The 23,264-nt window shown below is 61.0% G+C and carries 20 protein-coding genes and 1 pseudogene; 13 read left to right on the top strand and 8 right to left on the bottom strand.

Features of this window, described 5'->3' with window-relative positions; translation table 11 throughout:
* Positions 1-23: 23 nt before the first annotated feature.
* Positions 24-1,493, bottom strand: a complete 1,470-nt coding sequence (locus NW846_RS09990; RefSeq protein WP_414515879.1) for an LCP family protein — start codon at positions 1,491-1,493, stop codon at positions 24-26.
* Here NW846_RS09990 and NW846_RS09985 point away from each other — a divergent pair.
* From NW846_RS09985 to NW846_RS09970, 4 genes are all read left to right on the top strand, one after another.
* Positions 1,492-2,241 carry a 4'-phosphopantetheinyl transferase family protein gene (locus NW846_RS09985; protein WP_099812234.1) on the top strand — a complete coding sequence of 250 codons (750 nt, stop codon included), beginning with the start codon at positions 1,492-1,494 and terminating at the stop codon, positions 2,239-2,241. The genes NW846_RS09990 and NW846_RS09985 overlap by 2 nt on opposite strands.
* Before the next feature lie 43 nt (positions 2,242-2,284).
* Positions 2,285-2,734, top strand: coding sequence for a plastocyanin/azurin family copper-binding protein (locus NW846_RS09980; protein ID WP_011429953.1), 450 nt, complete (start codon positions 2,285-2,287; stop codon positions 2,732-2,734).
* Positions 2,735-2,802: 68 nt separating this feature from the next.
* Positions 2,803-5,268 (top strand): HD family phosphohydrolase, encoded by a 2,466-nt coding sequence (locus tag NW846_RS09975; RefSeq protein WP_011429952.1) that lies wholly within the window; start codon positions 2,803-2,805, stop codon positions 5,266-5,268.
* A gap of 180 nt (positions 5,269-5,448) precedes the next feature.
* Positions 5,449-6,672, top strand: coding sequence for a glycosyltransferase (locus tag NW846_RS09970; RefSeq protein ID WP_414515876.1), 1,224 nt, complete (start codon positions 5,449-5,451; stop codon positions 6,670-6,672).
* A 139-nt stretch (positions 6,673-6,811) separates the two neighbouring features.
* Here NW846_RS09970 and NW846_RS09965 read toward each other — a convergent pair whose 3' ends face one another.
* From NW846_RS09965 to ffh, 3 genes are all read right to left on the bottom strand, one after another.
* Positions 6,812-8,683, bottom strand: coding sequence for a peptidoglycan D,D-transpeptidase FtsI family protein (locus NW846_RS09965; RefSeq protein WP_228375456.1), 1,872 nt, complete (start codon positions 8,681-8,683; stop codon positions 6,812-6,814).
* An 89-nt stretch (positions 8,684-8,772) separates the two neighbouring features.
* A complete protein-coding gene (locus NW846_RS09960; protein WP_011429948.1) occupies positions 8,773-9,228 on the bottom strand; it encodes a tRNA (cytidine(34)-2'-O)-methyltransferase in 456 nt (151 codons plus the stop codon).
* 9 nt (positions 9,229-9,237) lie between these two features.
* The gene (gene ffh, locus NW846_RS09955; protein ID WP_414346866.1) at positions 9,238-10,689 is read right to left on the bottom strand and encodes a signal recognition particle protein; all 1,452 of its coding nucleotides are present in this window, start codon (positions 10,687-10,689) and stop codon (positions 9,238-9,240) included.
* A gap of 166 nt (positions 10,690-10,855) precedes the next feature.
* Here ffh and NW846_RS09950 point away from each other — a divergent pair, with 166 nt between their 5' ends.
* The 6 genes and pseudogenes from NW846_RS09950 to NW846_RS09925 all read left to right on the top strand — a co-directional run bounded on the left by NW846_RS09950 (position 10,856) and on the right by NW846_RS09925 (position 17,210).
* Entirely contained in the window at positions 10,856-12,304 is a 1,449-nt protein-coding gene (locus NW846_RS09950) for a carotenoid oxygenase family protein (RefSeq protein ID WP_414515874.1), read from the top strand.
* A 530-nt stretch (positions 12,305-12,834) separates the two neighbouring features.
* A complete protein-coding gene (locus NW846_RS09945; RefSeq protein WP_228375455.1) occupies positions 12,835-13,635 on the top strand; it encodes a hypothetical protein in 801 nt (266 codons plus the stop codon).
* 83 nt (positions 13,636-13,718) lie between these two features.
* A complete protein-coding gene (locus NW846_RS09940) occupies positions 13,719-14,003 on the top strand; it encodes a hypothetical protein (RefSeq protein ID WP_011429944.1) in 285 nt (94 codons plus the stop codon).
* Between the two features lie 86 nt (positions 14,004-14,089).
* Positions 14,090-14,791: pseudogene (locus tag NW846_RS09935) on the top strand (ABC transporter permease subunit); the annotation flags it as partial.
* 628 nt (positions 14,792-15,419) lie between these two features.
* Positions 15,420-15,818 (top strand): ABC transporter permease subunit, encoded by a 399-nt coding sequence (locus tag NW846_RS09930; protein ID WP_414515872.1) that lies wholly within the window; start codon positions 15,420-15,422, stop codon positions 15,816-15,818.
* 18 nt (positions 15,819-15,836) lie between these two features.
* Positions 15,837-17,210, top strand: a complete 1,374-nt coding sequence (locus NW846_RS09925; protein WP_099812237.1) for a nitrate/sulfonate/bicarbonate ABC transporter ATP-binding protein — start codon at positions 15,837-15,839, stop codon at positions 17,208-17,210.
* Between the two features lie 262 nt (positions 17,211-17,472).
* Here the strand turns inward: NW846_RS09925 and ndk are convergent, their stop codons facing one another.
* The 3 genes from ndk to NW846_RS09910 all read right to left on the bottom strand — a co-directional run bounded on the left by ndk (position 17,473) and on the right by NW846_RS09910 (position 19,248).
* Positions 17,473-17,922 carry a nucleoside-diphosphate kinase gene (ndk, locus tag NW846_RS09920; protein ID WP_011429941.1) on the bottom strand — a complete coding sequence of 150 codons (450 nt, stop codon included), beginning with the start codon at positions 17,920-17,922 and terminating at the stop codon, positions 17,473-17,475.
* A gap of 74 nt (positions 17,923-17,996) precedes the next feature.
* Positions 17,997-18,656 carry a HupE/UreJ family protein gene (locus NW846_RS09915; RefSeq protein WP_414347757.1) on the bottom strand — a complete coding sequence of 220 codons (660 nt, stop codon included), beginning with the start codon at positions 18,654-18,656 and terminating at the stop codon, positions 17,997-17,999.
* Between the two features lie 79 nt (positions 18,657-18,735).
* Entirely contained in the window at positions 18,736-19,248 is a 513-nt protein-coding gene (locus NW846_RS09910; protein WP_414515870.1) for a hypothetical protein, read from the bottom strand.
* Between the two features lie 61 nt (positions 19,249-19,309).
* Between NW846_RS09910 and NW846_RS09905 the strand changes: the two genes are divergently transcribed.
* A complete protein-coding gene (locus NW846_RS09905) occupies positions 19,310-19,663 on the top strand; it encodes an MGMT family protein (protein ID WP_414515868.1) in 354 nt (117 codons plus the stop codon).
* Between the two features lie 81 nt (positions 19,664-19,744).
* On the opposite strand, the gene NW846_RS09900 is transcribed toward NW846_RS09905, so the two are convergent.
* A complete protein-coding gene (locus NW846_RS09900; protein WP_414515891.1) occupies positions 19,745-20,899 on the bottom strand; it encodes an RNA-guided endonuclease InsQ/TnpB family protein in 1,155 nt (384 codons plus the stop codon).
* A gap of 157 nt (positions 20,900-21,056) precedes the next feature.
* On the opposite strand from NW846_RS09900, the gene NW846_RS09895 reads away from it, so the two are divergent.
* Both NW846_RS09895 and NW846_RS09890 read left to right on the top strand, forming a co-directional pair.
* Positions 21,057-22,460, top strand: coding sequence for a hypothetical protein (locus NW846_RS09895; RefSeq protein WP_414515866.1), 1,404 nt, complete (start codon positions 21,057-21,059; stop codon positions 22,458-22,460).
* Complete coding sequence (locus NW846_RS09890; protein ID WP_414515864.1) at positions 22,367-23,110, top strand: 5'-nucleotidase C-terminal domain-containing protein; 744 nt, start codon at positions 22,367-22,369, stop codon at positions 23,108-23,110. The genes NW846_RS09895 and NW846_RS09890 overlap by 94 nt, the downstream gene beginning before the upstream one ends.
* Positions 23,111-23,264: the final 154 nt, after the last annotated feature.

The following is a 23,264-nucleotide window of genomic DNA, read 5'->3' as shown; positions in this document are numbered from 1 at the left end:
GCACTCGCAACCGAACCGGCTCTCTAGAGCTGAGCGGCTCCGGGCGGAGCTTGGGCTTGGCCGTTCCCATCAGTGGTGCGGAGCGCTTCATCCAAAGCAAGTTGTTGGGCCCAATCCTGGCCGATCCGAATGGTGACGTCGGAGTTGAGAACGCCGGTGGACTCTACCCGCATCTCTCCTAGGCCGACGGCGGCGCGGATCTGTTTGGCTCCTTCGCGATCCCCGCTCTGGGCGAGGATCTCCGTTTGCTGCAGCACCTGGGTGCTGTCTTCCACAGCAAAAGCATGGACGTATCCTTGCCTCACCAATTCTTGCACCATACGGCGGGCCATCCCCGGCTCTCCGGTTGCGTTTTGCACGGCTATGCGCAGGCGGTGTGGAGGAATGCGGGCTACCTCTGCCTCCAGGCCAAAGTGGGAGACGGCCACCCGTCGGATCCCGGCTGGATCCGGCAGCCAGTAGCTGGTGGAGAATTCTCCCGGCTGACTGAAGCGGCCCGGCAGCAGCACCAGGTCGATGCGATCGCCCCCAGAGGTGAGGACAAACTTGGCCAAGCTCAGAACCTCTTCCCAGGTGAGGTTGGTATCCAGGTGGGTGCGGACGACCTGCAAAACCTTCGGGATCCGAGGCCAAACGGCGGGGGAGAGCAGTTCTCGACTCAGGGCCCGCAGCAGTTCCTGTTGCCGTTGCACCCGACCAATATCCCCCAACCCCAGGTGATCGCGGCGAAAGCGGGCAAAGTGGTGGGCTTGTTCGCCGTTGAGGCGTTGCCAGCCGGGCTCCAGGTTGATGAATAGCCGCTGCGTGTGATCTACGTAGTGCATCGGCTCCGGCACGTAGACTTCCACACCGCCCACCGCATCAATCAGCTCTTCCAGGGCATCGGTATTGAGGCGAACGTAGCGGTCAATCGGGATCCCGCCCAGCAAGGTGCTGACCACCTGGGCCGTTAGAGCTGGTCCACCCACCAGGTTGGCTGCATTGATCTTGGTGACACCAAAGCTGGGCAAGCGCACGCGGGTATCGCGGGGGATGGATAGGACGGTAATCCGCCGCGCTTGGGGATCGAAGCGGGCCAAGAGAATGGTGTCGGTGCGGGTGTTGAGACGCTCCCGTTCTCTGGACAAGGGCAGGGCGGGATCCGGGTTGTCGGTGCCGAGAATGAGGATATGCAACGAGCGATCCAGAGCTGCCGCCCGCAAAGCATCCGGACGGAAGGCTTCTTGTTCGCCGGGAGTGAGGGAAGTGGGGATCACCGGACGGGGCAACATCACAGCCAAGAAGGCGCCGGCGGAGCCCGCCAACACAGCCGTGAATCCCAACAACAGCCAAAGGATCCCCTGGCGAATGGCCTGCTGACGAGCGGCGCGGACACGGTCTGGGCGGGGTGGATAGTGGAAAGAGGACATCAGGTCAAACCGGGCCTCGCGAGCGCCTGCAGGAAGGGGTGTACTGTCTAGGTGGTGTTGCCAACCCCACCAATTCAAGGTCATGTTACCGCATCCTTATTCTCTAGGACTGTCCATACCCAACTTCGGCGAGATGGCAGCTTCCCCGGCGGGATCCCTGCAACTGTTGCTGGCGAAGTCGGAGGTGCACTTGTGGCTCCAAGTCTTGCCGCCGCTGGCGGAGTTGCTCTCTCAGCTTGATCTTCTTTCTCAGGAGGAACGGCAGCGCGCGGAGCGTTTACAGCGGCTGGAGGCTCGGCGTCGCTTTCTGGGTGGTCGTTTGCTATTGCGAACCCTGCTTGGCCGCTACAGCGGCCTCCCTCCCCACGCGATCCCCCTCGGCTACACCACTGCCGGCAAGCCCTATTGGCCGGATCCACCCCTACCGCTGCAGTTCAACCTCAGCCACTCCCACGAGTGGATCCTGGTTGGCTTGACGTTGCAGCGTCGAATTGGCGTGGACCTAGAGCGGATCCGGCCCGTGCCCCGCTGGCAGCGCATTGCCCAGCGCTATTTTTCCGCCGCCGACCAGGCCCGCCTATGGATCTGTCCACCAGCAGAGCGGGAGAGGGTTTTCTTGGAGCTGTGGACGCAGAAAGAAGCTCTCCTGAAAGCCATGGGCGTGGGGCTGGCTGGAGCCAGGATCGGGGCCGGGGATCCCTGTTGGCTGACCCTGCCTCTGCCGGTTGCCGAGGGCTATGTTGCCGCTGTGGCGATGGAACAGCGGGAAGCCGGCGAGGCAGCTCCGACTGTGCGGCTCTATGAAAGTGCCGCTCCCCTGACCCCCACTTGAGCTGCTATCTTGGGTTTCCAAGCTAAGTTTTCAGGGTGTCGCCATGTGGAGTGGGCTGCGTCACTTCCTCATTTTGGGCCTCTGTCTGTGGATTGGGTTCGTCGGGATCCCGCATCCGGCATGGGCGCGAGATCTGTCGCGGCAAACGCCCCAGGACAAAGCTGTCGAGTTAGGTACTGCCGACAACCAGTTGGTCTTTGTGCCCAAAGAGCTCTTTTTTCGCAACGGCAACCTCTATCGTTTGCACTTGAGCAACCCCAGCCAGTTGAAGCACTATTTCAGTGCCAAAGATTTTGCCGATGCCGTTTGGACTCGCAAGTTGGAAGTGGCCGGTGTGGAAATCAAGGGCCAGATCCGAGAACTGGAGCTGAAGCCAGGCGCGGCGGTGGAGTGGCAATTTATTCCTTTGAAATCTGGGGTTTACTCTCTGGTTTGCACCATTCCCGGCCATGCCGAAGCGGGTATGATCGGGCAGATCACGATTGGCGACTAGGCTATCTCCTGGGCTAGGGGAGCAAAAGGGGATAGAAAAGAGAAGAACGCTGCCAGGCAAATCCTTCTATGAGAAACCCCCTCACGTCCCCAGTGCAGCGCTGGAGCCGGCGACCTCAGGCAGCCTCTTCTCGAAAAGCCCAGCCCCCCCTTTCCGAGCGGGTTGTCGGCTACGCCCTAGCGCTTCTCTCCCTCACTGCCGTCCACGGGATCCGCTACTACAACGAGCCGCAACTGACCGTTGGCAGCCGCTCCCCGCAAACGTTTCTCGCCCCTGCAGCGGCAGAGATCGAGGACGTGGAGGCCACCCAGGCCCGGCAAGCCGAGGCGCGACGGCGGGTGGTACAGGCCCTCAAAATCAACAGCGCCGCCAACGAGAGCATGCGGCAAAATCTGGAGGCCCTCCTGGCCGCAGTGGAGGCGATTCGGCAAGAGGCCGGCCCTCTGCCCTACGTTTCCGTTCAGTTGCTCTCCCTGCCTACTCAGATCTATCTGCGCCAACTGCCACCCGAAGAATGGGAGGCCTTACAGGCGGCAGTGCGGGAAACGGCCATCGGCACCCCCTCGACCGCTCCGCCTTTTCCGGCACAAAGGCGTCCGGAGCAGCTTCCCCCCGACCAGCGGGCCAGGCAAGAGCTGGTCCAGGTTTGGCAGCGGGCCTGGTTGGATGGAGCGGCCACTCAGACGGCGGCGACGGATCCCTATACCCAGCTAATTGCCCAGGTGGAGGCGGCACAGCAGCGCTACCAAGGGGCTTTGCCGTCTCTGGAACAGCTCACCCCCCCTGTCCCGGCCACGGTTCTCAACTTGACGGAGGCCGACTGGCAACATTTGCAAAACTTGAGCCGGCGGGTCTTGGAGCGCCTGCAGAAGATAGGCATTGTGGATGGCCTGCCCCGCGAGGTGCGCGCCGAAGGGATCCAAGCCCAACTGGACGATCTGGCCTTTCCGGGCAGTGCCGCCCAGCGGCGGGAGCTGCAGGGGCTGGTCTATCAGTGGCTGCAGCAGGTGCTGATCCCCAATCTGGAGGTGGATCCGCAGCGCACCGAGCAGCGCATTCGCGCCGAGCTGGAAAAAGTTGAGCCCGTCCTGATCTCGGTTGCCGAGAACCAGGTAATTGTGCGAGTGGATCAGGTCATCACCCCCGAGATCTTTTTGATTTTGGATCACTTTGGTTTTACCCAGCGCCGGATCAACATCTGGGGCCTGGTGGGGGTAGCTGGCGTCATGGGCTTGGGCCTGGCTGTCTTCGTGCCTTTGCAGCAACGCTTGCAGCCGGGATTGCGCCGCCGGGATCGGGTGTTGATCCTGATGGTTTCCCTGACTGCTCCCCTGTTGGCGGCCTTGTTCAAGCTGGAGTTCAGCTCTTTGCCGGCGGTGGGGCTGTTGCTGGGCAGTTTTTACGGGGCAGGGCTGGGCCTGGTGGTGGTGGTGGGCCAGGCGTTGTTTTTGCCCTTGGTCTCTGCTGCCAACCTACTCACCTTTGTGCCCTTACTTTCCGGCAGTGTGGTGGCCTGCGCCCTGGCCGGGCGCTCGCGTTCCCGCGAAGAGCTGGCCCTGCTGGGAGGAGGGGCGGCGGCAGTGCAGATGCTCACCTATGCGGCTGCTAGCTTGACCACAACGGGCGGCATCGACCTATTGGCGATGGCCTTGGGGGGAGGGATCACGCTGGGGTGGAGCATTGTGGCCCTGGGGGCCAGCCCCTACCTGGAGCGCCTGTTCGACCTGGCCACCCCCATTCGCCTCATCGAGTTGAGCAACCCCAACCGCACCTTGCTGCGGCGGCTGGCGGCAGAGGCCCCTGGCACCTTTCAGCACACCCTGTTTGTGGCCACTTTGGCGGAACGGGCCGCCCAGAAGTTAAACCTCAACGTGGAGCTGGTGCGCACCGGCACCCTCTACCACGACATCGGCAAGATGTTGCAGGCCCGCTACTTCATCGAGAACCAAATGGGCGGCCTCAACCCCCATACGCAACTGGACGATCCCTACCGCAGCGCCCAGATCATCAAAGCGCACGTCAGCGATGGGCTGCGCCTGGCCAAGCAATACAATCTGCCCACCGCCGTCCAAGCTTTTATCCCTGAGCACCAGGGGACGATCCTGATTGCTTACTTTTACCATCAAGCCCAGATGAAAGCCGGAGATCAACCGGTGCCCGAGGAGCCGTTCCGCTACGATGGCCCCATCCCCCAGAGCAAGGAGACAGGGGTGGTGATGCTGGCCGATGCCTGTGAGGCGGCCCTGCGCAGCATGACCCTGAGCGACGGCTTCGGCCCTGAGGTGGTTGAGCGGGCTAAGGCCGTTGTCCGCAAAATCGCCCAGGCCCGTTGGCAAGATGGCCAACTGGTCGATAGCGGTCTGACGCTGCGGGATTTGGAGGTGGTGGCAGACGCTTTTGTGGAGGTGTGGCGGGAATCCAACCACGAGCGCATTCCCTACCCCAGTCCTGCCCCTGCCCTGCCCTCGCCTGAGTCCGACGCTGCCCAGGCCCAGATGCCCGTGCTGATGACTCCTTCAACGGGATCTCCCTAGCCTCGGCGAGCTGAGTAGGTCGAGAAAAGTCTAGTCCCAGAGCTCATCCATCGGTACGATAAGGGATCATTTGCGCCGGTGGCGCGTGGCGCTGTTGCGAAGCGACACAGCTCCAAGTTTGACCTGCACTCAAGCTCTCCGCTTAGGATCCGTTACCCTCGTTTTTGGATGGCCTGCTGAATGCCTCATGTAGCTCCTGCTTCGTCCACCCATCTGCAAGCTTCGGCAGTCCCTATTCAGATCCCGCCGCTCTCTCAACCCAGCTCTGTCCAACTTTCGCTGGTCGTTCCCACCTATAACGAGGCCTCCAGCATTTGCAGCCTGATCCGGCAGTTGTGCGCCCACCTCGACATGATTCTACCGGGAGCCTACGAGCTGATTGTGGTGGACGACAACAGCCCGGATTACACCGCCAAGTTGGCCCAGGAACTGCAAGAGGAGCTTCCCCAACTCAAAGTTATCTGCCGCCAGCGGGAACGGGGCCTGGCCACGGCTGTGTTGCGCGGATGGCAAGCGGCCCGCGGCGAGGTGCTGGGGGTGATGGACGGGGATCTGCAGCATCCGCCGGAGATCATTCTCAAGCTATGGCCTGCCATCCAAGAGGGAGCAGACCTAGTGGTGGGCAGCCGCTACGTGGGGTCGGGGGGGGTGAGCCACTGGAACCTGGGCCGGCGCCTCGTCTCTCGGGGAGCTCAAGCCATCGGGCTGGTTTTGCTGCCAGGGGTTTTTAGGCGGGTGTCGGATCCGCTCAGCGGGTTATTTCTGGTCAGACGCCAGGCCATTGCCGGGATCCCGCTCAGCCCCAAGGGTTACAAGCTGCTGATCGAGGTGCTGGCACGGGGCCGGGTGACAACCATTGCTGAAGTCGGCTACATCTTTCAGGAGCGCCAAAACGGCGAGAGCAAAATTCAACTGCAAACCTGTCTTCAGTATCTCCACCATCTCATTCACCTGCGCTTCTCGCTAGGGCAGGTGGGAGCCTTTTTGCGCTTCAGCACAGTCGGCCTGTCAGGCACGGTGGTGGACATGGTTTTGCTCTATTTGTTACACGACCCGGCCAACTTAGGATGGGATCTCATCACGAGTAAGCTGATCGCTTCGGAAATGGCCATTCTCAATAACTTCCTGTGGAACGATCTGTGGACGTTTCGCCATGTTACCCGATTGCAGCCGGGCCTCTCGAACCGCCTGAAGCGGCTGGCCAAGTTTAATATGATCTGTTTGATCGGCCTGTTTCTTAACTCTTCGCTGGTGATTTTGCTGAGCGAGCGCTTGGGCATTCACTATCTGTTGGCCAACTTAATTGCGATCGGTATTGTTGTATTCTGGAACTTCTACCTCAACTCCAAGCTGAGCTGGAAAAGTGCAGAGGCTAAGCTGGATCCCGGGGGCGACAAGTCTTGAGCGTCTGGTTATTTCAGACCCAATTAAGACACTCCTGAAGCGCTCTGCTCCAGTGCCCTCATCCTCAACTCCTCTCCCAAGGAGTTAAGGATCGGCTTCTCGATCGGTTCCATTGCCATTGGATAGAGATCAGGCCATGTCAAGGGGAATTGGGACGGATCCCCTCTAGGGTGATGATCTCCTGGATAACCGAGCGAACCACAGGAGCCGCCGTTGTCGATCCGAAGGCATCTTCTCCCCGCGGCTCGTCGATCACGGCCAAGATCACGTACTGGGGGCGAAGGGCGGGGAAATAGGCCACAAAACTGGTGATGCGCTTGCCAGGCAGATAGCCTCCCCGCGGCCCTGCCTTTTGGGCCGTGCCCGTCTTGCCGCCGATTTCATATCCCTCGATCTTGGCCGATTGCCCGGTGCCAAAATCCACCGCATCTCGCATTTGGATGCGCACCGCCAGGGTAGCCTGCTCCGACAGCACCCGCACCGGCTGGGGTTGCGGGGATCCCCAAACCAAGGTGTCTGTATCCTTTTCGACCAGACCGCGCACCACGTGGGGCCGCACTTTCAGCCCGCCGTTGGCGATGATGCAGTGCAAGGTGGCTAACTGCAAAGGCGTGAGGGCCAATCCCTGGCCAAAGGCGACGGTGGCCCGCTCCACCGGTACAGTTACAAATTGCCGCAGGGGCTTCAGGCGGCTGGGCGGCTCAAAGGGCAGATCGACACCGCTGCGCTCGTTCAATCCCAGCCGCAGGAGGGCATGGTAGTACTGGCGGGGATCCAGCTTTTGCATCAGGTGCACCATGCCTACGTTGCTAGACAGGCGCAGAACCTCGGTAACGCTCAGCCAGCCATGGGCACCCCGCTGGCGGTAGTCGTGGTTTTGGATGGGCCAGCGACCAATCCAGATCTGCCCCGCGTCGTAGACCCGTTCGTTGGCCGTGAAGGCGCCGGCATCGAGCCCAATGGCGATGTTGATGGGCTTGAAGGTGGATCCCGGCTCGTACAAATCCGTAACAGCCCAGTTGCGAAAAAGGGCAGGGTCATACTCGAAGTAGCGGTTGGGATCGTAGGTGGGCTCGCTCACCAGGGCCAGGATCTCTCCCGTGTGAGGTTGCAGGACGATCACCGTGCCCCGTAGGGCTTGAAACCGTTCCAGTTGCGTTTTCAGGGCGGCGCGAGCAGCCCTTTGCAGCCGCATATCCAGGGTGAGTTGCAGCACCGTCTCGTGGGATTGCAACAGTCCTTCCGGCACTTCGGCCGCCAACAACTGGCCGTAGCCGTCGCGGGGAAGGGTAAGGTGCTGAACCGTCCGCTCCAGCAAGACCTGTTGAGAGTACTCCAGCCCCGCTTGGCCGCGGTGATCCAGATCCACATAGCCCACCACTTCGGCGGCCATTTCCTTCTGGGGATAGACCCGCTGCCGCTCGCTCACCAGCTCCAGGCCGTCCAGATACAAGGCCTGAATTTGAGTCGCCACTTCCGGCGACAGCCAGCGCTCCAGCCGTACCGCGTGAGTGGCCGACAACTGCTGGGTCAGTTGCTCAACTGGCCGCCGCAGCAGAGGGGCCAGAGCAGTGGCAATCTCCTGGGGGGTACGCTTGCCGAAGAGGCGGGGATGGGCCCAAAGGGTATAGGCAGGGCGATCTACAGCCAACAGCTCCGCCTGCTGCCGAGCTAAGGAGTGGCGGTCCACAATCGAGCGGCGGGGGATGAAGGGCCGGAGCTGGGCCCGCTGCTGGGCCTCGGCCCGCTTTTGTAAGAGCGGGCCCTGGTGATGTTGTAAATAGACCAAACGTGCCCCCACCCCCACCAGGGCGACAGCCAGAACCAGGCCCACCGCCGCGATGCGAAAGTTTAGTTGTCGGACTGTCGGGATCCGCTCCCCCAAAAGCCACGCCAGCCGGGATCCCTGGGGCCGGTGGCTGGGCGGCCAAGGGGGCCAAGCAGGTCTGCCCCGCTGCCGTTGGGCAAGTTGCCGGCTTCTCTGTCTGGTCTGCAAAGGTTGCTGGCCCAAACCGGCTCCAGACCTGTCTTCCACTGCCACTCCTGTGTAGATACCACCGTTAGTTTGCCGCCCATCGCCTTGTCCGGCCAGCTTTCGCCTCATTGGGTGGAAAATCCCTGTTGACGCAACGCTTCAAAGAGGGCGATCGCCACCGCATTGCTGAGATTGAGGCTGCGCACCGGCCCGCTCAGGGGGATGCGCACACTGGGATAGGTTTCCAAGAACATAGGATCCAGGCCACGGCTTTCGCTGCCGAACACCAGCCAGTCTCCTGGCTGATAGGCCACCTCGGTGTAGAGGGCCTTGCCGCGCACGCTAAAGCACCAGAACCGCGCCTCGGGGTGGGCTTGCACCAGAGCAGACCAAGAGGGATAGCGATGCAGTTGGACGTGCTCCCAGTAGTCCAGCCCCGCCCGCCTGAGGTAGCGATCCGAGAGGCGAAACCCCAAGGGATCCACCAGGTGGAGGGGCGTGCGGGTAGCTGCACAGGTGCGGGCGATGTTCCCCGTGTTGGCCGGGATCTCCGGAGCTACCAAAACAACATGGAAGGGCATGAGCCGCTCTCAATGGCTGCCAAACCCGCGGCTACCGCCTCCCTTTTTGCCCCCACCTTTGCCCGGCTTGCGGCTGGGCTGCTGTCGCGGCGGCGCTGCAGAACGTCCTCGCCACTGGGGGCCGCCCACCGGCAGTGGGCCTCGTCCACCCGGCATCCCTGCAAGGCCGCCCAGGCTCATGCTGCGCATCATGTCGCGCATGCGCTGAAAATCGCTCACCAGCCGGCTGACATCCTCCAGCTTGTGGCCAGAGCCCAGGGCCACCCGCCGCTTGCGGCTGACGCTGCGGGCCAAGAGATCCGGGTTGCGGCGCTCTTCGGGGGTCATGGAGTTGATCATGGCCTCGGCGCGGGCCAGTTGGTCTTGTCCTTTTTGCAATTGTTCCTCGCTGATTTTGCCCATCCCCGGCATCAGCCGCAGCAGCCCCGCCAGGGATCCCATGCGCTTGATCAGGCGCATTTGTTTGAGGAAATCGGTGAAATCGAACTGGGCGGTCATCATCTTTTCCGCCATCCGGGCGGCATCTCCCAGGTCGATTTCCTCCTGGGCTTTTTCCACCAGGCTGAGGATGTCTCCCATGCCCAAAATGCGCGAGGCCATGCGATCCGGGTAAAAGGGATCCAAGGCCTCCACCTTTTCGCCGACGCCGACGAACTTGATGGGCTGGCCGGACACCTGGCGAATGGAAAGGGCTGCCCCGCCGCGGCTATCGCCGTCCAGCTTGGTGAGGATGGTGCCGGTAAGACCCAGCCGCTCGTGGAAGGCCTGGGTGAGGTTGGCGGCCTCCTGCCCGATCATGGCGTCCACCACCAGCAGGATCTCGTGGGGCTGCACCGCCGCCTTGATCCGCTCCAGCTCCGCCATCATCTCCAGGTCGATCTGCAAGCGACCGGCGGTATCCAAGATAACGTAGTCGTAGCCCTGTTCCCGCGCGGCTGCCACTCCCTGGCGGGCGATCTCGACGGGATCCGTCTTGCCCAGGTCGAAGACAGGGATCTGAATCTGCTGGCCCAGGGTCTTGAGCTGGTCGATGGCCGCCGGACGATAGATGTCGCCGGCCACCAGGAGCGGCCTTTTGCCCTGCTTGCGCAAATACAAAGCCAGCTTGGCACAGGTGGTGGTTTTGCCGGATCCCTGCAGGCCGACCATGAGCACAATGGTGGGGGGCTGTTCCGCCTGGGCAATGGGCACATTCGCCTCCCCCATTACCTTCACCAGCTCGTCGTGGACGATCTTGATAAACTGCTGGTCTGGCGTCACCCCCAGGATGACCTCAGCTCCCAGAGCGGCCTGCCGCACGTCCTCGATAAACTGCTTCACCACCTGGAGGTTGACGTCGGCGTCCAACAGGGCGCGCCGCACCTCCCGCAGGGCTTCTTGGATGTTGGTTTCGGTGATCTTGTCCTGGCCGCGCAGTTTTCTCCAGGCCAGTTCCAACTTCTCGGAGAGGGCATCAAACATGAGCGCTGTTCATCCTGTCAAGGGCTGCTAGGGCATTTCCTACCATAGTTCAATTGGGGCAGCTCCATCTTGGGGATCCCGGCCCAGGAGACCATCCCGGCCCAGAAAAACTGGCGACTTCACAAAAGTTTAAGCAACAATAGAGGGCGTTGCATGCAGATCTTCCATGGTCAGCGTCGCTTCCCTTCCCTACAGCACCACCGACTGGCAATTGGGCTATCGCTCCCTATCCCAGGAGTACGACTATTGGATTACGGAGATCGAAGGACGGATCCCCGAAAGGCTGCAGGGAACCCTCTTTCGCAACGGGCCTGGCAAGCTGGAGGCGGGATCCCAGCGCTACGGCCATCCCTTCGACGGCGACGGCATGGTGTGTGCCATCGCCTTTATTGACGGGCGGGTGCATTTCCGCAACCGGTTTGTGCGCACTCCCGAGTTTGAGGCCGAGGAGAAGGCGGGACGGGTGCTCTACCGCGGCGTATTCGGCACCCAGAAGCCGGGAGGCTGGTGGGCCAATTTCCTCGATCTGCGCTTCAAAAACCCCGCCAACACCAACGTTATCTACCAAGGCGGCAAGCTCCTGGCGCTTTGGGAGGCCAGCGCTCCCTATCGGCTCAACCCCGCCACCTTGGCCACCGAAGGGAGCGAGACCTTTGCCGGTGCCCTTGCCCCCAACCAGCCGTTTACGGCGCATCCCCGCCGGGATCCAGCCACGGGGGATCTCATGGCCTTTGGGGTGCAGACAGGACCTTCCTCCACGCTGCTGTTTTACCGCGTCGACGCCCAAGGAAGGCTGGTGGAAAAGCGGGACTACCGCCTGCCGGGTTTTGCCTTTCTGCACGACTTTGTCTGGACGCCCCGCTACTGGATCTTTTTCCAGAATCCGGTGGCCTTCAACCCCTTGCCCTATATGCTGGGCCTGCAGCCGGCGGGCACCTGCTTGACCCTAAAAAAAGGAGAGCCCACCCGCATTTGGCTATTTCCCCAACAGGGCGAGCCGCTGCAACTGCAAACGGAGCCGGGGTTTGTTTTCCACTTTGTCAACGGCTACGAGGTTGGGGATCAGGTGGTGGTGGATGCCGTTCTCTACGAAGCCTACCCTGCCCTGGAGCCAGGGGCTGACTACTTGCAAATTGACTTTGCCCAGGTGCCAGCCGGCAAGCTGTGGCGCTTTGAGCTGGATCCCAAGGCGGGCAAGGTTAAGCGGGAGCTACTGCTGGATCGCTCGGTGGAGTTTCCGGCTATCCATCCGGCCCGTATGGGGGGATCCCATCGCTACATCTACATTGGGGCTACCCATGCTCCCGGCCCCAACGCCCCCCTGCAGGCCATTCTCAAGTTGGACACGACAACAGGCCGCAGCGAGCAGTACAGCTTTGCCCCCCGCGGCTTTGTGGGAGAGCCGGTATTCATCCCCGATCCTGAGGACGCTGCAGAGGAAGCCGGCTGGATTGTAACAGTGGTCTTTGATGCCGCCAGTCAGCGCTCGCAGGTGGTGATCCTGGATGCCTCAGACCTGGCTGCCGGCCCGGTGGCGCGGATCCCCTTGCGGCATCACATTCCCTACGGCCTCCACGGCAGTTTCACCCCTCAGACATGGGTAGAGGCCAGATAGGGAAGGGATCTTGGCATGGCTGGGTTAGTCCCGGGCCGCCGGGCGCGAGCTGAGGAAAAGGTGCGGCTCTGTAGCTCAACATTCTGCAACCTGGGCCGGAGCAGTTGCTACTATCGGCTAGACTTCAGCTACAGTGTTGACAACCGCTGAACCGCGACTTGTTGGGCGCAGGCCTTGGGCGGGTCTGCTGAGCTGACGGGAGGAAAAGAGGAAGGTTGGTAAAGCTCGGTGGTGTGTTGAGCGGGTCTTGGGTCAAGGGCAGAGGTAAGCCCTGTTTTGGCAACGGCAGATGTCTTGCACTGCCTCCCAGCGTCGTCGCCCACCGCTGGGCATTCTGGTAAACATCCTGGATTGACTGCAGCGGAACCGTTACGATGTCCTCAGATCTGAGACCTCCCCTTCGAATTGTACGGCCCCCCAGGCCCACCTCAACCAGCGAGCCCAGGGGATCAGCTCAAGATGTCGGGTCAGCTGCTGGTGGGGGCCAGCCTGTTGTCGCCGCCGCCGCTACGCTAGAGCAGAAGAAAGCGATGGGGAGAGAGCGACCTTGCCTGGAGCCCATCCCGCCGCCCGGGGAGAAGATGCAGTACCGGGCGATTGGCCTCATCGAGGGGCGTTACATTCCCTCGCCCAACCACTTCACTCGCGGGATTTTGCGCACCTCGGATGGTTTAGATCTCAATGCGGTACTGCTAGGCCGGGTGATGAGCCTGGTGCGCAAGTACCTGAAGCCGGAACGCAACTATTTGTGGGTGGTCTATCCCCGCACCCGCGACAAGAGCCAGGATCTGCACGTGCAGTTGATGGGGGTGTGGGCCCCAGAAGAAATGGGGCAAACTCTGCCAGAGGGATCCCGTCCGACGGTGGTGCCGGACTGGTTTTCCATTCGCGGCGAGGTCGTTTTCCAATCGCAGGAAAAAGGGTTCATTATCGTCAAAATCCGTCAATCCGGCAAAAAGAACTCCGCCGGCTCTTCCCCTCAGCGGGCCCAGACGGCCAAGGGCGCCGCATCGCCTGCGGCAACAGCTCCCAAGCCTCAGGCTTTTAAACTGCGCCTGATCGGATCCTTGCCGGGCAAAGGAGTGGGCATCTTCTGGGATCTGCAGGTGCGCCGCCGCGGATCCCTGCTCTACGTGGAGGCAGGAACTCCCATCGGTCCTGTGCTCAAGGCGCCGCCACGCCCGAAGCGTTCCACTCCCCGCCCCAAACTCAAGAAACACTCTCCCCCCTCCACTCGCGGGCAACAGCTAAGCTCAGCTCAACCTTATTCGCCCTCGGATCCTGCCAAAGCACCCAAGCCAGCTAAGCCGATCAAGAAAAAACGTCTGTAGCCTCCATTCCTGGATACGAAGTTGTCTCTACTGCACTTCTGATATTAACCTCGTTGTAATAAACCTTTCACCGTGGTTGCGACATGGCAGAGTCAAACCCCCCTCCCAACAAAGATGAATTTATTTCCCCTCGCTATCCCTACTGGGGTGAGATAAAGCCGCAGAACTTAATTTTCGATGCCAATCTCCAAGAATTTAGCAATAAGGTGTCGCTGATTTGTAGCTTAGAAACGGGGGGCAAGATCACGCCGGAAGAGGCCTATCGCCAAATTAAAGAGCTGTGGAAACAGCTCAAACAGACCAAAAAAGCCATCCTTGACGATCCCAGGTGGAATGAACCTCCTCCCGAGTTACCGGAGGAAGAGTAGCGGGCCGGATCCTCCAGTTCGAAGCGCTCCTAGCTTAACCGCAAACAGTGTACACTGGGGGCGGATGCCAGGCCCATTCAGGGGACATGCGGACTTTTCCTTCTCCGGAGGTGCTCCGTCGGCTGCCGGCTGGGGCTGCCGATGGAGCCATCATTCTCGGCACGTTGGTTCTCCTGGGCTTGGTGGCGCAGGTGGGGGCAGAGACTTTTGAGCGGTTTCAGCCGCCGGCGGTGGTACCTCATATCGACTTGGATCCGCGCAACCTGCCCTACTACGCCGCCCGCTCCACCTTGCGCATGTTCATCGCCCTCGCCTTTTCCACCCTTTTTACCCTGATCTACGGGTATATCGCCGCCAAAAGCCGCTGGGCGGAGCGAATTTTGATCCCTTTGCTGGACATCCTGCAATCGGTGCCGGTGTTGGGGTTTCTCTCCATCACCGTTACCGGCTTTATCGCGCTTTTTCCCGGCAGCCTGCTGGGGCTGGAGGCAGCTTCTATCTTCGCCATCTTCACCAGCCAGGTCTGGAACATGACTTTTTCTTTTTACCAATCCTTGCGCACCCTGCCGCAGGAGCTGGTGGAAGCGGTCACCCTCTACCGCCTATCCGGCTGGCAGCGCTTCGTCCAGTTGGAAGTGCCTGCGGCGATGGTGGGCCTCATCTGGAACGCCATGATGAGTTTTGGCGGGGGGTGGTTCTTTGTGGCCGCCAGCGAGGCCATCAGCGTGCTCAACCAGGAATATACGCTGCCGGGGTTGGGATCCTATGTGGAAGCTGCCGTCCAGGCGGAAGATCTGCCCAAGTTGGGTTGGGCGCTTTTGACCATGGCGGTGGTGATTCTGCTGGTGGATCAGCTCTTTTGGCGGCCTCTGGTGGCCTGGTCGGATAAGTTTCGCCTGGAGCAGAGCGCCGGCGCGGCTGCCCCGGAGTCGTGGCTGTACAATCTGCTAACCACGGCGCGGATCCCACGGCTGATTGGCAATTGGCTAGCTCCCTCCAGAGAATTGGCGGATCGGCTGTTGTCCCATTTAACTCGCCTGCGCTGGGGGGATCCACCCAATCCAGAGGCGGAGCGACGCCGCGAGCGGCTGTTGACTCAGCTCTCTTGGGCTGCCATTGCCGGGATCGGGATTTGGATTGTTTATTTTGTAACCACCACCGTGGGCTTTGGGGAGGTGCTGCTGACCTTTGGGCTGGGGATCCTCACCCTGCTGCGGGTCAGCGTGCTGTTGGTTTTCGCCACCGTGATCTGGACGCCGATTGGGGTGGCCATCGGCTTTAATCCAGGCCTGGCGAAGCTGCTGCAGCCGGTGGTGCAATTTCTGGCAGCTTTTCCGGCCAATTTCCTCTTTCCGTTTGCCACCTTGTTTTTTATCCGCACCCAGATCAGCATTGAGTTGGGGCAGCATTTTGCTCATGTCGCTCGGTGCGCAGTGGTACATTCTTTTCAATTCCATTGCCGGCGCCCAGAGCATCCCCACCGATTTGCGCGAAATGGCCGTGGATGTGGGCTTGCGGGGATGGCAGCGCTGGCAAAAGCTGATTATTCCGGGGATCTTTTCCGCCTGGGTTACCGGGGGGATCACGGCCAGCGGCGGGGCTTGGAACGCTAGCATTGTCTCGGAGATCGTGGCCTGGGGATCCACCACTCTTAAGGCTACAGGATTGGGCACCTATATTGCGGAAGCAACGGCGGTGGGAGATTGGCCCCGCATCACTTTGGGCATTGGCATGATGAGCTTGTTTGTGGTGGGCATCAATCGCCTTTTCTGGCGGCGGTTGTATCAATTGGCGGAAGAAAAATATCACCTTTAATCTTTGAGGCCATCTGATATGAGCTCTGCGGCTTCTCCGGTTCTGATCGAGGTTGAGAAGGTCTACAAGCGCTTTCCTTTGCCGGAGGGCAAGGGGGAGTTTACAGTTTTAAGCCAGATCGATTTGCAAGTGCGGGCGGGGGAAGTTTTGGCTTTGTTGGGCCGCAGCGGCAGCGGCAAAAGCACCCTGCTGCGCATCATGGCGGGCCTGATCCCGCCTAGCGAAGGGCGGGTGTTGAGCAATGGCCGACCCCTGCGGGGCCCCAACCCGGATGTGGCCATGGTGTTTCAGAGTTTTGCTCTCTTGCCCTGGCTGACGGTGCAAGAAAATGTGGAGCTGGGGCTGCAGGCTCAAGGGATCCCGCGCCAGATCCGGCGGCAAAGGGCCCTCAAGGCCATCGACCTGGTGGGCCTGGATGGGTTTGAGAACGCCTACCCCAAGGAACTCTCGGGGGGCATGAAGCAGCGGGTGGGCTTTGCCCGCGCCTTTGTCTTGGAACCCAAGGTGCTGTTTATGGATGAGCCCTTCAGCGCCCTGGACGTGCTGACGGCGGAGAACCTGCGGGGGGAGATCGACGAGCTGTGGAACACCCAGGCTTTCCCTTCCCAGAGCATTCTCATCGTTACCCACAACATCGAAGAGGCCGTGTTTTTGGCGGATCGGGTGGTGATCCTGGGATCCAACCCGGGGCGGATCCGGGGAGAGGTGAAAATCGACCTGCCGCGGCCCCACGAACGTACGGATCCCCGCTTCAAGTCCTTGGTGGACTACATCTACGAGATCATGACCAATCCGGAGATCCCGGTCACCGGCGAGGTGGCTGTCCCCAGCCGGGTGGGCAGCAGGGCACCCTCTCCCTACGCGCTGCCCCTGCCTCATGCGCGGGTGGGCGGCATCAGCGGTTTGCTGGAGCTGATTGTGGAATGGCCCCAGGGACGGGTGGAGATTGCCGAGCTGGCCGAGCGGCTGCAACTGGCAGTGGACGATCTGCTGCCGATTTTGGATGCGGCGGTGCTGTTGGGCTTTGCCGAGGTAACCGGCAGGGTGGTACAACTGACCGAGATCGGCCAGGACTTTGCCAACACCACCATCTTGCGCAGCAAGGATCTCTTCCGACAGCAGCTTTTGGCACGGGTGCCGGTCTTCAAGAGCATCCTGCAGACTCTGGAAGAAAAAAACAGCCGCTCCATGCGGGCGGACTTCTTCTTGGATCTCTGGGACGAACATTTTCCCCACGAGGAAGCTGAACGGCAGTTTGCTACAGCCGTTGACTGGGGCCGCTACGCGGAGCTCTTTGAGTACGATGCTTCGGAAGAGCGGCTGTATCTCCCGGATCCCAGCGAAAGCTCCGCCGCTTCTGAGCCCGTCGGCCTCGATTCCCGTTCTGGCTAGGGCCGGCTTGGCTCTGCCTTTTCCAGAGCTGTGTTGTAGGGCAGAGGTACGATGCCTGTCTCAGAAAGCCCAAAGATTTATAGCCGTTTCAAACAAAATACATAAGACACCACCCAAGCACCCCGCGCCGCTACCTTCACCCCCAGCTCCTCCCCCTGTGGGAGAGGGGAGCCCCGGAGCGCTGCACAGTTTTCATCTCTAGCTTCTGTTCGAAGGGAGAAGAGAGCTAGGGATCGACGCGACGAACCATTTTGCTGCCGCCCTACTCATAAATCCAGCTTTGGGTGGCGGGCGTCCAATTTACCAGCTCAGATTCCTGAAACCAAAGGGCGATCTCCCGTTGGGCGGTCTCAGGGCCATCGGAGCCGTGGACGAGGTTGCGGCCTATGTCGATGCCGAAATCGCCGCGGATGGTGCCCGGCTCGGCGTCCAAAGGGTTGGTCTTGCCGATGAGCTTGCGGGCGGCGGCAATCACCCCTTTGCCCTGCCAGACCATGGCCACCACCGGCCCCGAGGTGATGAACTTCACCAATCCGGGGAAGAAGGGGCGCTCCCTGTGCTCGGCATAGTGGGCTTCCGCCAGCTCTTGGCTCACCTGCACCAGTTTCAGGCCCACCAACTGGTAGCCTCGGCTTTCCAGGCGCTGAATGATGCTGCCCACCAGCCCCCGCTGCACGCCGTCTGGCTTAATGGCGATAAAGGTGCGCTCCATGGGATCTCCCCTTGTTGTTACTAATCTTCACCGTTATCCTTGTACCGGATTGGGGATCCCCAGTGCAAGGGTGTCTAGGATCCCACCACGGCCAAGGCCAGGAAGCCACTCCCCACCACCGCGATGGCCCAGCCGGCCCAGCGCAGCAAGCCCGGGATCCGCGACCCCCAGGTTTCAGCCGCCCAGAGGGCAAAAAGTGCCACTCCGTACTGAACCAAGCTCAAGCCCAGCAAATAGCCCAGCCAAGGCATGGGTTCGGCGCCGATGATCGCCTCGGCATAGGCATAGCCATGGAATAGCCCCGCCAGGGATCCCCACAGGAGCAAAAGCCAACTTGGGATCTGCCGCGATTGGGCCAGCAGCAGGCCAAAGAGCACCACCGAGCTGGCGATGACCAACTCCGTCAGCCCCAGGGGATCCCAGCCGGCCAGGTGGATCCCGGTGCCCAGCAGGCTGGCCAGCACAAAGCCCAGCGGGATCCCGTAGCGCCAGGGTTGCCTTGCCGCAATTAAGCCAATGGCCACCACAAAGGCCAGGTGATCTGGGCCGATCACCGGATGGGCCAGGCCCGACAAAAACCCCTCCCACCCCGTGGCGGGCAATCTCCCGCCCAAGGCGTGGTGGGCAAAAGCCGGCCCAGAGGCCAGCCAGGCGATCCCCGCCCCCAGTCCAACGGCCCAGCCGCGGCCCACCTGAGCAGGCAAGGACAAAGGTCGCTGCCACTGCCAAGACATGCTTTTTGCTACCTCACGATTGAACCTATGCGAATGGGTCTAAGCTTGCTGTACCAACAGGCGGGTTTTCTGGGCAAGTTCAAAGGCGCTCGCTGTACCCTTGCAAGTTCTCCGGCTCAAATTGGCGCAAGATCCGCGTGGCCTCGCGGAGGCGGGTTTCATTCTCTTCCTCCACAATGAGCACGTACTTGCCCGCATTGAGGCGGTTGCGGTAAGCCAAAGCATCGCCGGAGCCACCAGACAAGCCCACTCCGCCGCCGACGAAAAAGCTGCCCATGGCCCCGCCCATCGCGCCCAATAGGCCGCCGATCAGGTGGTTGCCTATAGGTCCCGCCCAGGCAAAGGTATCCAAACCACTCAAAACGCTGAACCCCACCCCGGCCAAAAAGCCAAAGGGCACCAACCAAATGGCCAAACGCTGCATCTGACGGCGGGCGGCTCGGGCCGGATCGATCAGCCCAAACTCATCCGCGGTTTTGTAGCCCCGCCCCAGTAGGTGCAATCGCTCTAGCGGGAAGCCCGCTCGCTCCAGGGCGCTGTAGGCCGCCTCAGCGGCTATGCGATCCGGCAGTACCGCGATTAAATAGCTCATGGATGCGGGGATCCAATCCGTTCCACATCTTATTGTCTGCCAAGTTTGAGCGAGGATCCCGGTGACCCAGTCTGGCTCCACTAGCGCTCCATCTACTAGCCTCTACCAGCGCTTTTACGAAGTGGTGCGGCGGATCCCGCCGGGCCGAGTGGCCACCTATGGGCAGGTGGCGCGGGTTGCCGGTTACCCCGGCTATGCTCGCCAGGTGGGCTATGCTTTGTTTCGCCTGCAAGGCCAAAACACCGACATCCCTTGGCACCGGGTGATCAACGCCCAGGGCTGCATTTCCTACTCCCCTTTTCGCCTCGGCTACGACGAGCTGCAAAAAGTTCTACTCCAAGCCGAAGGGATCCCCTTCGACGCCGAGGGCCAGGTGGACTTGCAACAATTTGGCTGGGATCCAGGGGAAGCTTAACCTAAACTTGACCTAACCTTAGACAGGCCATAACGAAACCCCCATCCCACCCCTGGTAACGTAAACTACCCGACACCCGCGCTATGCGCAGGGTGCGGGCTTTATCCCAATCCCTAGCGGCCCCAGAGGACAGCTAAGTTTCGGAATTTCAGGCGAGTTTACAGTCGCCCCAAGGAGAGAGATTACTTGAGCAGCGTTATGGTCAGCATCCCCTTCCCACCCACAATGCCCACACTTGAACGACTTACCATTGCGGTAGGACTTACCCCGCTCAGGGTGGATGTGCAGGCATTTATGGCAGGTCTGGCTGGTGTAGGCAGGCGGCACCAGCACCACAGGTACTCCAGCAATGGCAGCCTTGTAGGCCACAAACATCCTGAGCTGGTAGAACGCCCAGTTGTTAGTCCTGCGCCGCTCAGCCTTACTCCGAGACTTCTGATTCAAGCAATCTCTGATGCCTGTCAAGTCTTCAAAAGCCAGTGCCGCACCAATAGCCTGGGCATCCCTGACCAAGGTTTTGCTGATGTTATGGTTCAGCCATGTCTGGTAGCGCCGTTCTCTCCCAGAGAGCCTTCTCAGCAGCCTCCTAGAGCTGCGAGTGCGTTTGGATTGAACCTTGGCGCGTACACGGCTGAACCGGTCACGGACGGCCTGGATGTGCTCTCCACTCCAAGAGCGTCCGTTGCTAGCGGTGGCGATATCCCGCCTGCCCAAGTCAACTCCGATTACCTTTGGAGTTTTGCCAGTCGGGGGAGTGTCCAACTCAACAGCAATGTTGATGTAGTAGTCCCCTTGCTTGGTCTTGGACAGAGTAGCGCTGGTGGGCGTTTGCCCCCGCAGCAAAGCGATTTGATAACCGCCAATCTTGAGCTTGAGCCAAACCCGTCCGCTCATCAGGGTCACGCCCACGGCTTGGTTGGACTCTCGGTACTTAAAAGTACGAGCGTCCAAAGTCAGACTGGTGGGGCGGAACTTGTGGACTTGCTTCACCGCCTTGGCATTGCTAATCACCCGACGGAGCGCCTGACAGACGTGGTTGGCTTTCAGCCCCGTTGCTGCCCTTACCGGCCGATAGACCAAGTGGTGCAGCTTGGCGGTGTTCCAGCAGTTCTTTTGTTTGGCGGTGTCGAGAATCTGGTTGCAAGCATTCGCAAAGCCCTGCAAAGTGCGGTCAATTTCTTGACGCAACTCTTGTGGGACTATCAGCTTGCAACGTACAGAGATAGTCTGGCTCATGGGCTTATTGTAGTTCATCCAGACTTTGGCCGGCAAACCTATATAGAGGAGGGCTTTCCTCCCGACACCAAGCCTGCGGCTATGGTGCGGGCCTCCAGCCCGAAAATTTGGTGAACGCGGATGCGTCCTCTCTTGCGGATGGAGTGAAGGAATTGTCATGAAACCAGCTTGTCGCGCTCGAGGGTCTGCCCCTGCCAAGAGATGGCTTCCGGCTTGGCTGAACCCTCTGGCCAAGTCCCTGTGGGTTGGGCTGTGCTGCCTGGTGCTGAGCCTGGCCAGCGCCTGCGGTACCAGCAGCAGCTCAGTTCCCTCGTCCGGCGGCGGGTCAGGGTTTATCGCCTCGGACCCCAACGTCACCCTCTCCACTCAGCCGCCCGCTTTTACGCTGCAGATTTTGCACGCCAGCGACTTGGAAGCTTCCATTGCCGCCGTTCAGGATGCCCCCCGCTTCTCCGCCGTGGTCAACGCGCTGCGGCCCGCATTTCCCAACACGGTGGTGCTCTCCAGCGGCGACAACTACATCCCCAGCCCCTTCTACAACGCCAGCACGGATCCCTCGCTGCGGGGCCGGTATGACCGCACTCCTGGCAAAGCCGACATTGAAATCATCAACGCCATCGGCTTCGAGGCGGCTGCCTTTGGCAACCATGAATTTGACCAAGGCACACGCCAAATTCGCGACTTGATCCGACCCGACACCAGCCGCGGCTACGCGGGCGCCCGCTTTCCCTACTTGAGCGCCAACCTCAGCTTCAGCGGCACTGGCGAATTGACCAGCTCTGACTTTGCTGCCGATGGCCAAGAGGCCAGCTCCATCCGCGGCAAGATCGTCAAGACGGCGGTGATTACGGTGGGAGGGCAGCGGATCGGCCTGGTGGGTGCCACCACTACGCGCCTGGCCGCCATCTCTAGCCCTGGCCCTGAGGTGAGGGTGGAAGGCAAAGTGGACGACACCGACCAGGTGAATGCCGCCCTCATCCAGAACTTCGTCAACCAGCTCACCGGCCAGGGCATTAACAAGATCATCCTCCTGGCCCACCTGCAGCAGCTCCAAAACGAGGTAACCCTAGCCAGCCAACTGCGGGATGTGGACATCATCATCGCCGGCGGCTCCCACCGGGTGATCGCCAAGCCCACCGACCGCCTGCGCCCTGAAGATGTGCGCACAGGTGACTACCCCATCCTGCGCTCCTCGGCCAGCGGCCAACCCGTGGCAGTGGTGAACACCGGCGCCAACTACCGCTACGTGGGCCGCTTGGTGGTCGGTTTCGACGCCAACGGGTTGATTGCCCGCATCGATCCGGTGAGCGGCGCCTATGCCACCGACGACCAAGGGGTAGCAGCCGTGCGCGGCACCCCCAACCCCGACGTGGTGCGGATCGCCAACGAGATCGGCAACATCATCCGCACCAAGGATGGCCGCACCTTTGGCTCTACCACCCAATTCCTCAACGGCCTGCGGGCCGGGTGCGCACCGAGGAAACCAACCTGGGCAACCTCACGGCCGATGCCAACTTGGCCTACGCCAGAACGGTCGATCCTTCTACGGTTATCTCCCTGAAAAATGGCGGCGGCATTCGCGCTCCCATTGGGGCTACCACTGGTGGTGGCGGCGGTGAGCCGGTGCAGCGGATCCCACCGGTGGCTAACCCTGAGGCCGGCAAGCAGTCCGGTCAAATCTCTCAGCTGGACATCGAAACGGCCCTTGCTTTTAACAACGGCCTCTCTCTGTTGACTGTTACCGCTGAGGAACTGAAGCAGATAGTGGAACACGGGGTGGCGCAAACCCAGCCGGGAGCCACGCCAGGCCGTTTCCCGCAAATTGGCGGCTTTGCCTTTAGCTTTGATCCCTCGCGGCCACCGGGATCCCGCGTCCTCTCCTTGCGGGTGGATACGCCCACAGGTCGGGATGTGGTGGTGCGCAACGGCCAAGTGCAAGGGGATCCCAGACGCACCTTCCGCCTGGTGACCCTGGACTTCTTGGCCAATGGTGGGGATGACTATCCCTTCCCTCGCCTGTCCAACCCCAACCGGGTCAACTTGGCCCCCAGCTCTGGCATTACCTTCGACACCCCCGGCAGCGAGCAAGATGCCTTGGCTCGGTATTTGCGGCAGATCGGCGTGTTCACCCAAGCAGACACCCCGCCTGCCCAGGATACCCGCATCCAGAATCTGTCGGCCCGCCCCGATACGGTGCTGCAAGGGCTGTAGATTGGGTTAATGGACTGAGGCGGATGGATCCGGAGGAGTAGGGATTCCGATGCCAGACTCACTTCTTGCAAAAGGGGAGAGTGGCTTGGATGAGTTGCCTCAGCAGCGTGCCGGAGAAATGTCTTGAGCTTTTTAGGAAGGGATCCCTGGCCAG

The organism is Synechococcus sp. W60.3 (assembly GCF_047502615.1).
GTDB lineage: Bacteria > Cyanobacteriota > Cyanobacteriia > Thermostichales > Thermostichaceae > Thermostichus.
Note: the sequence above shows the minus strand (reverse complement) of the source record. Positions and strands in the feature narration are given on the sequence as shown.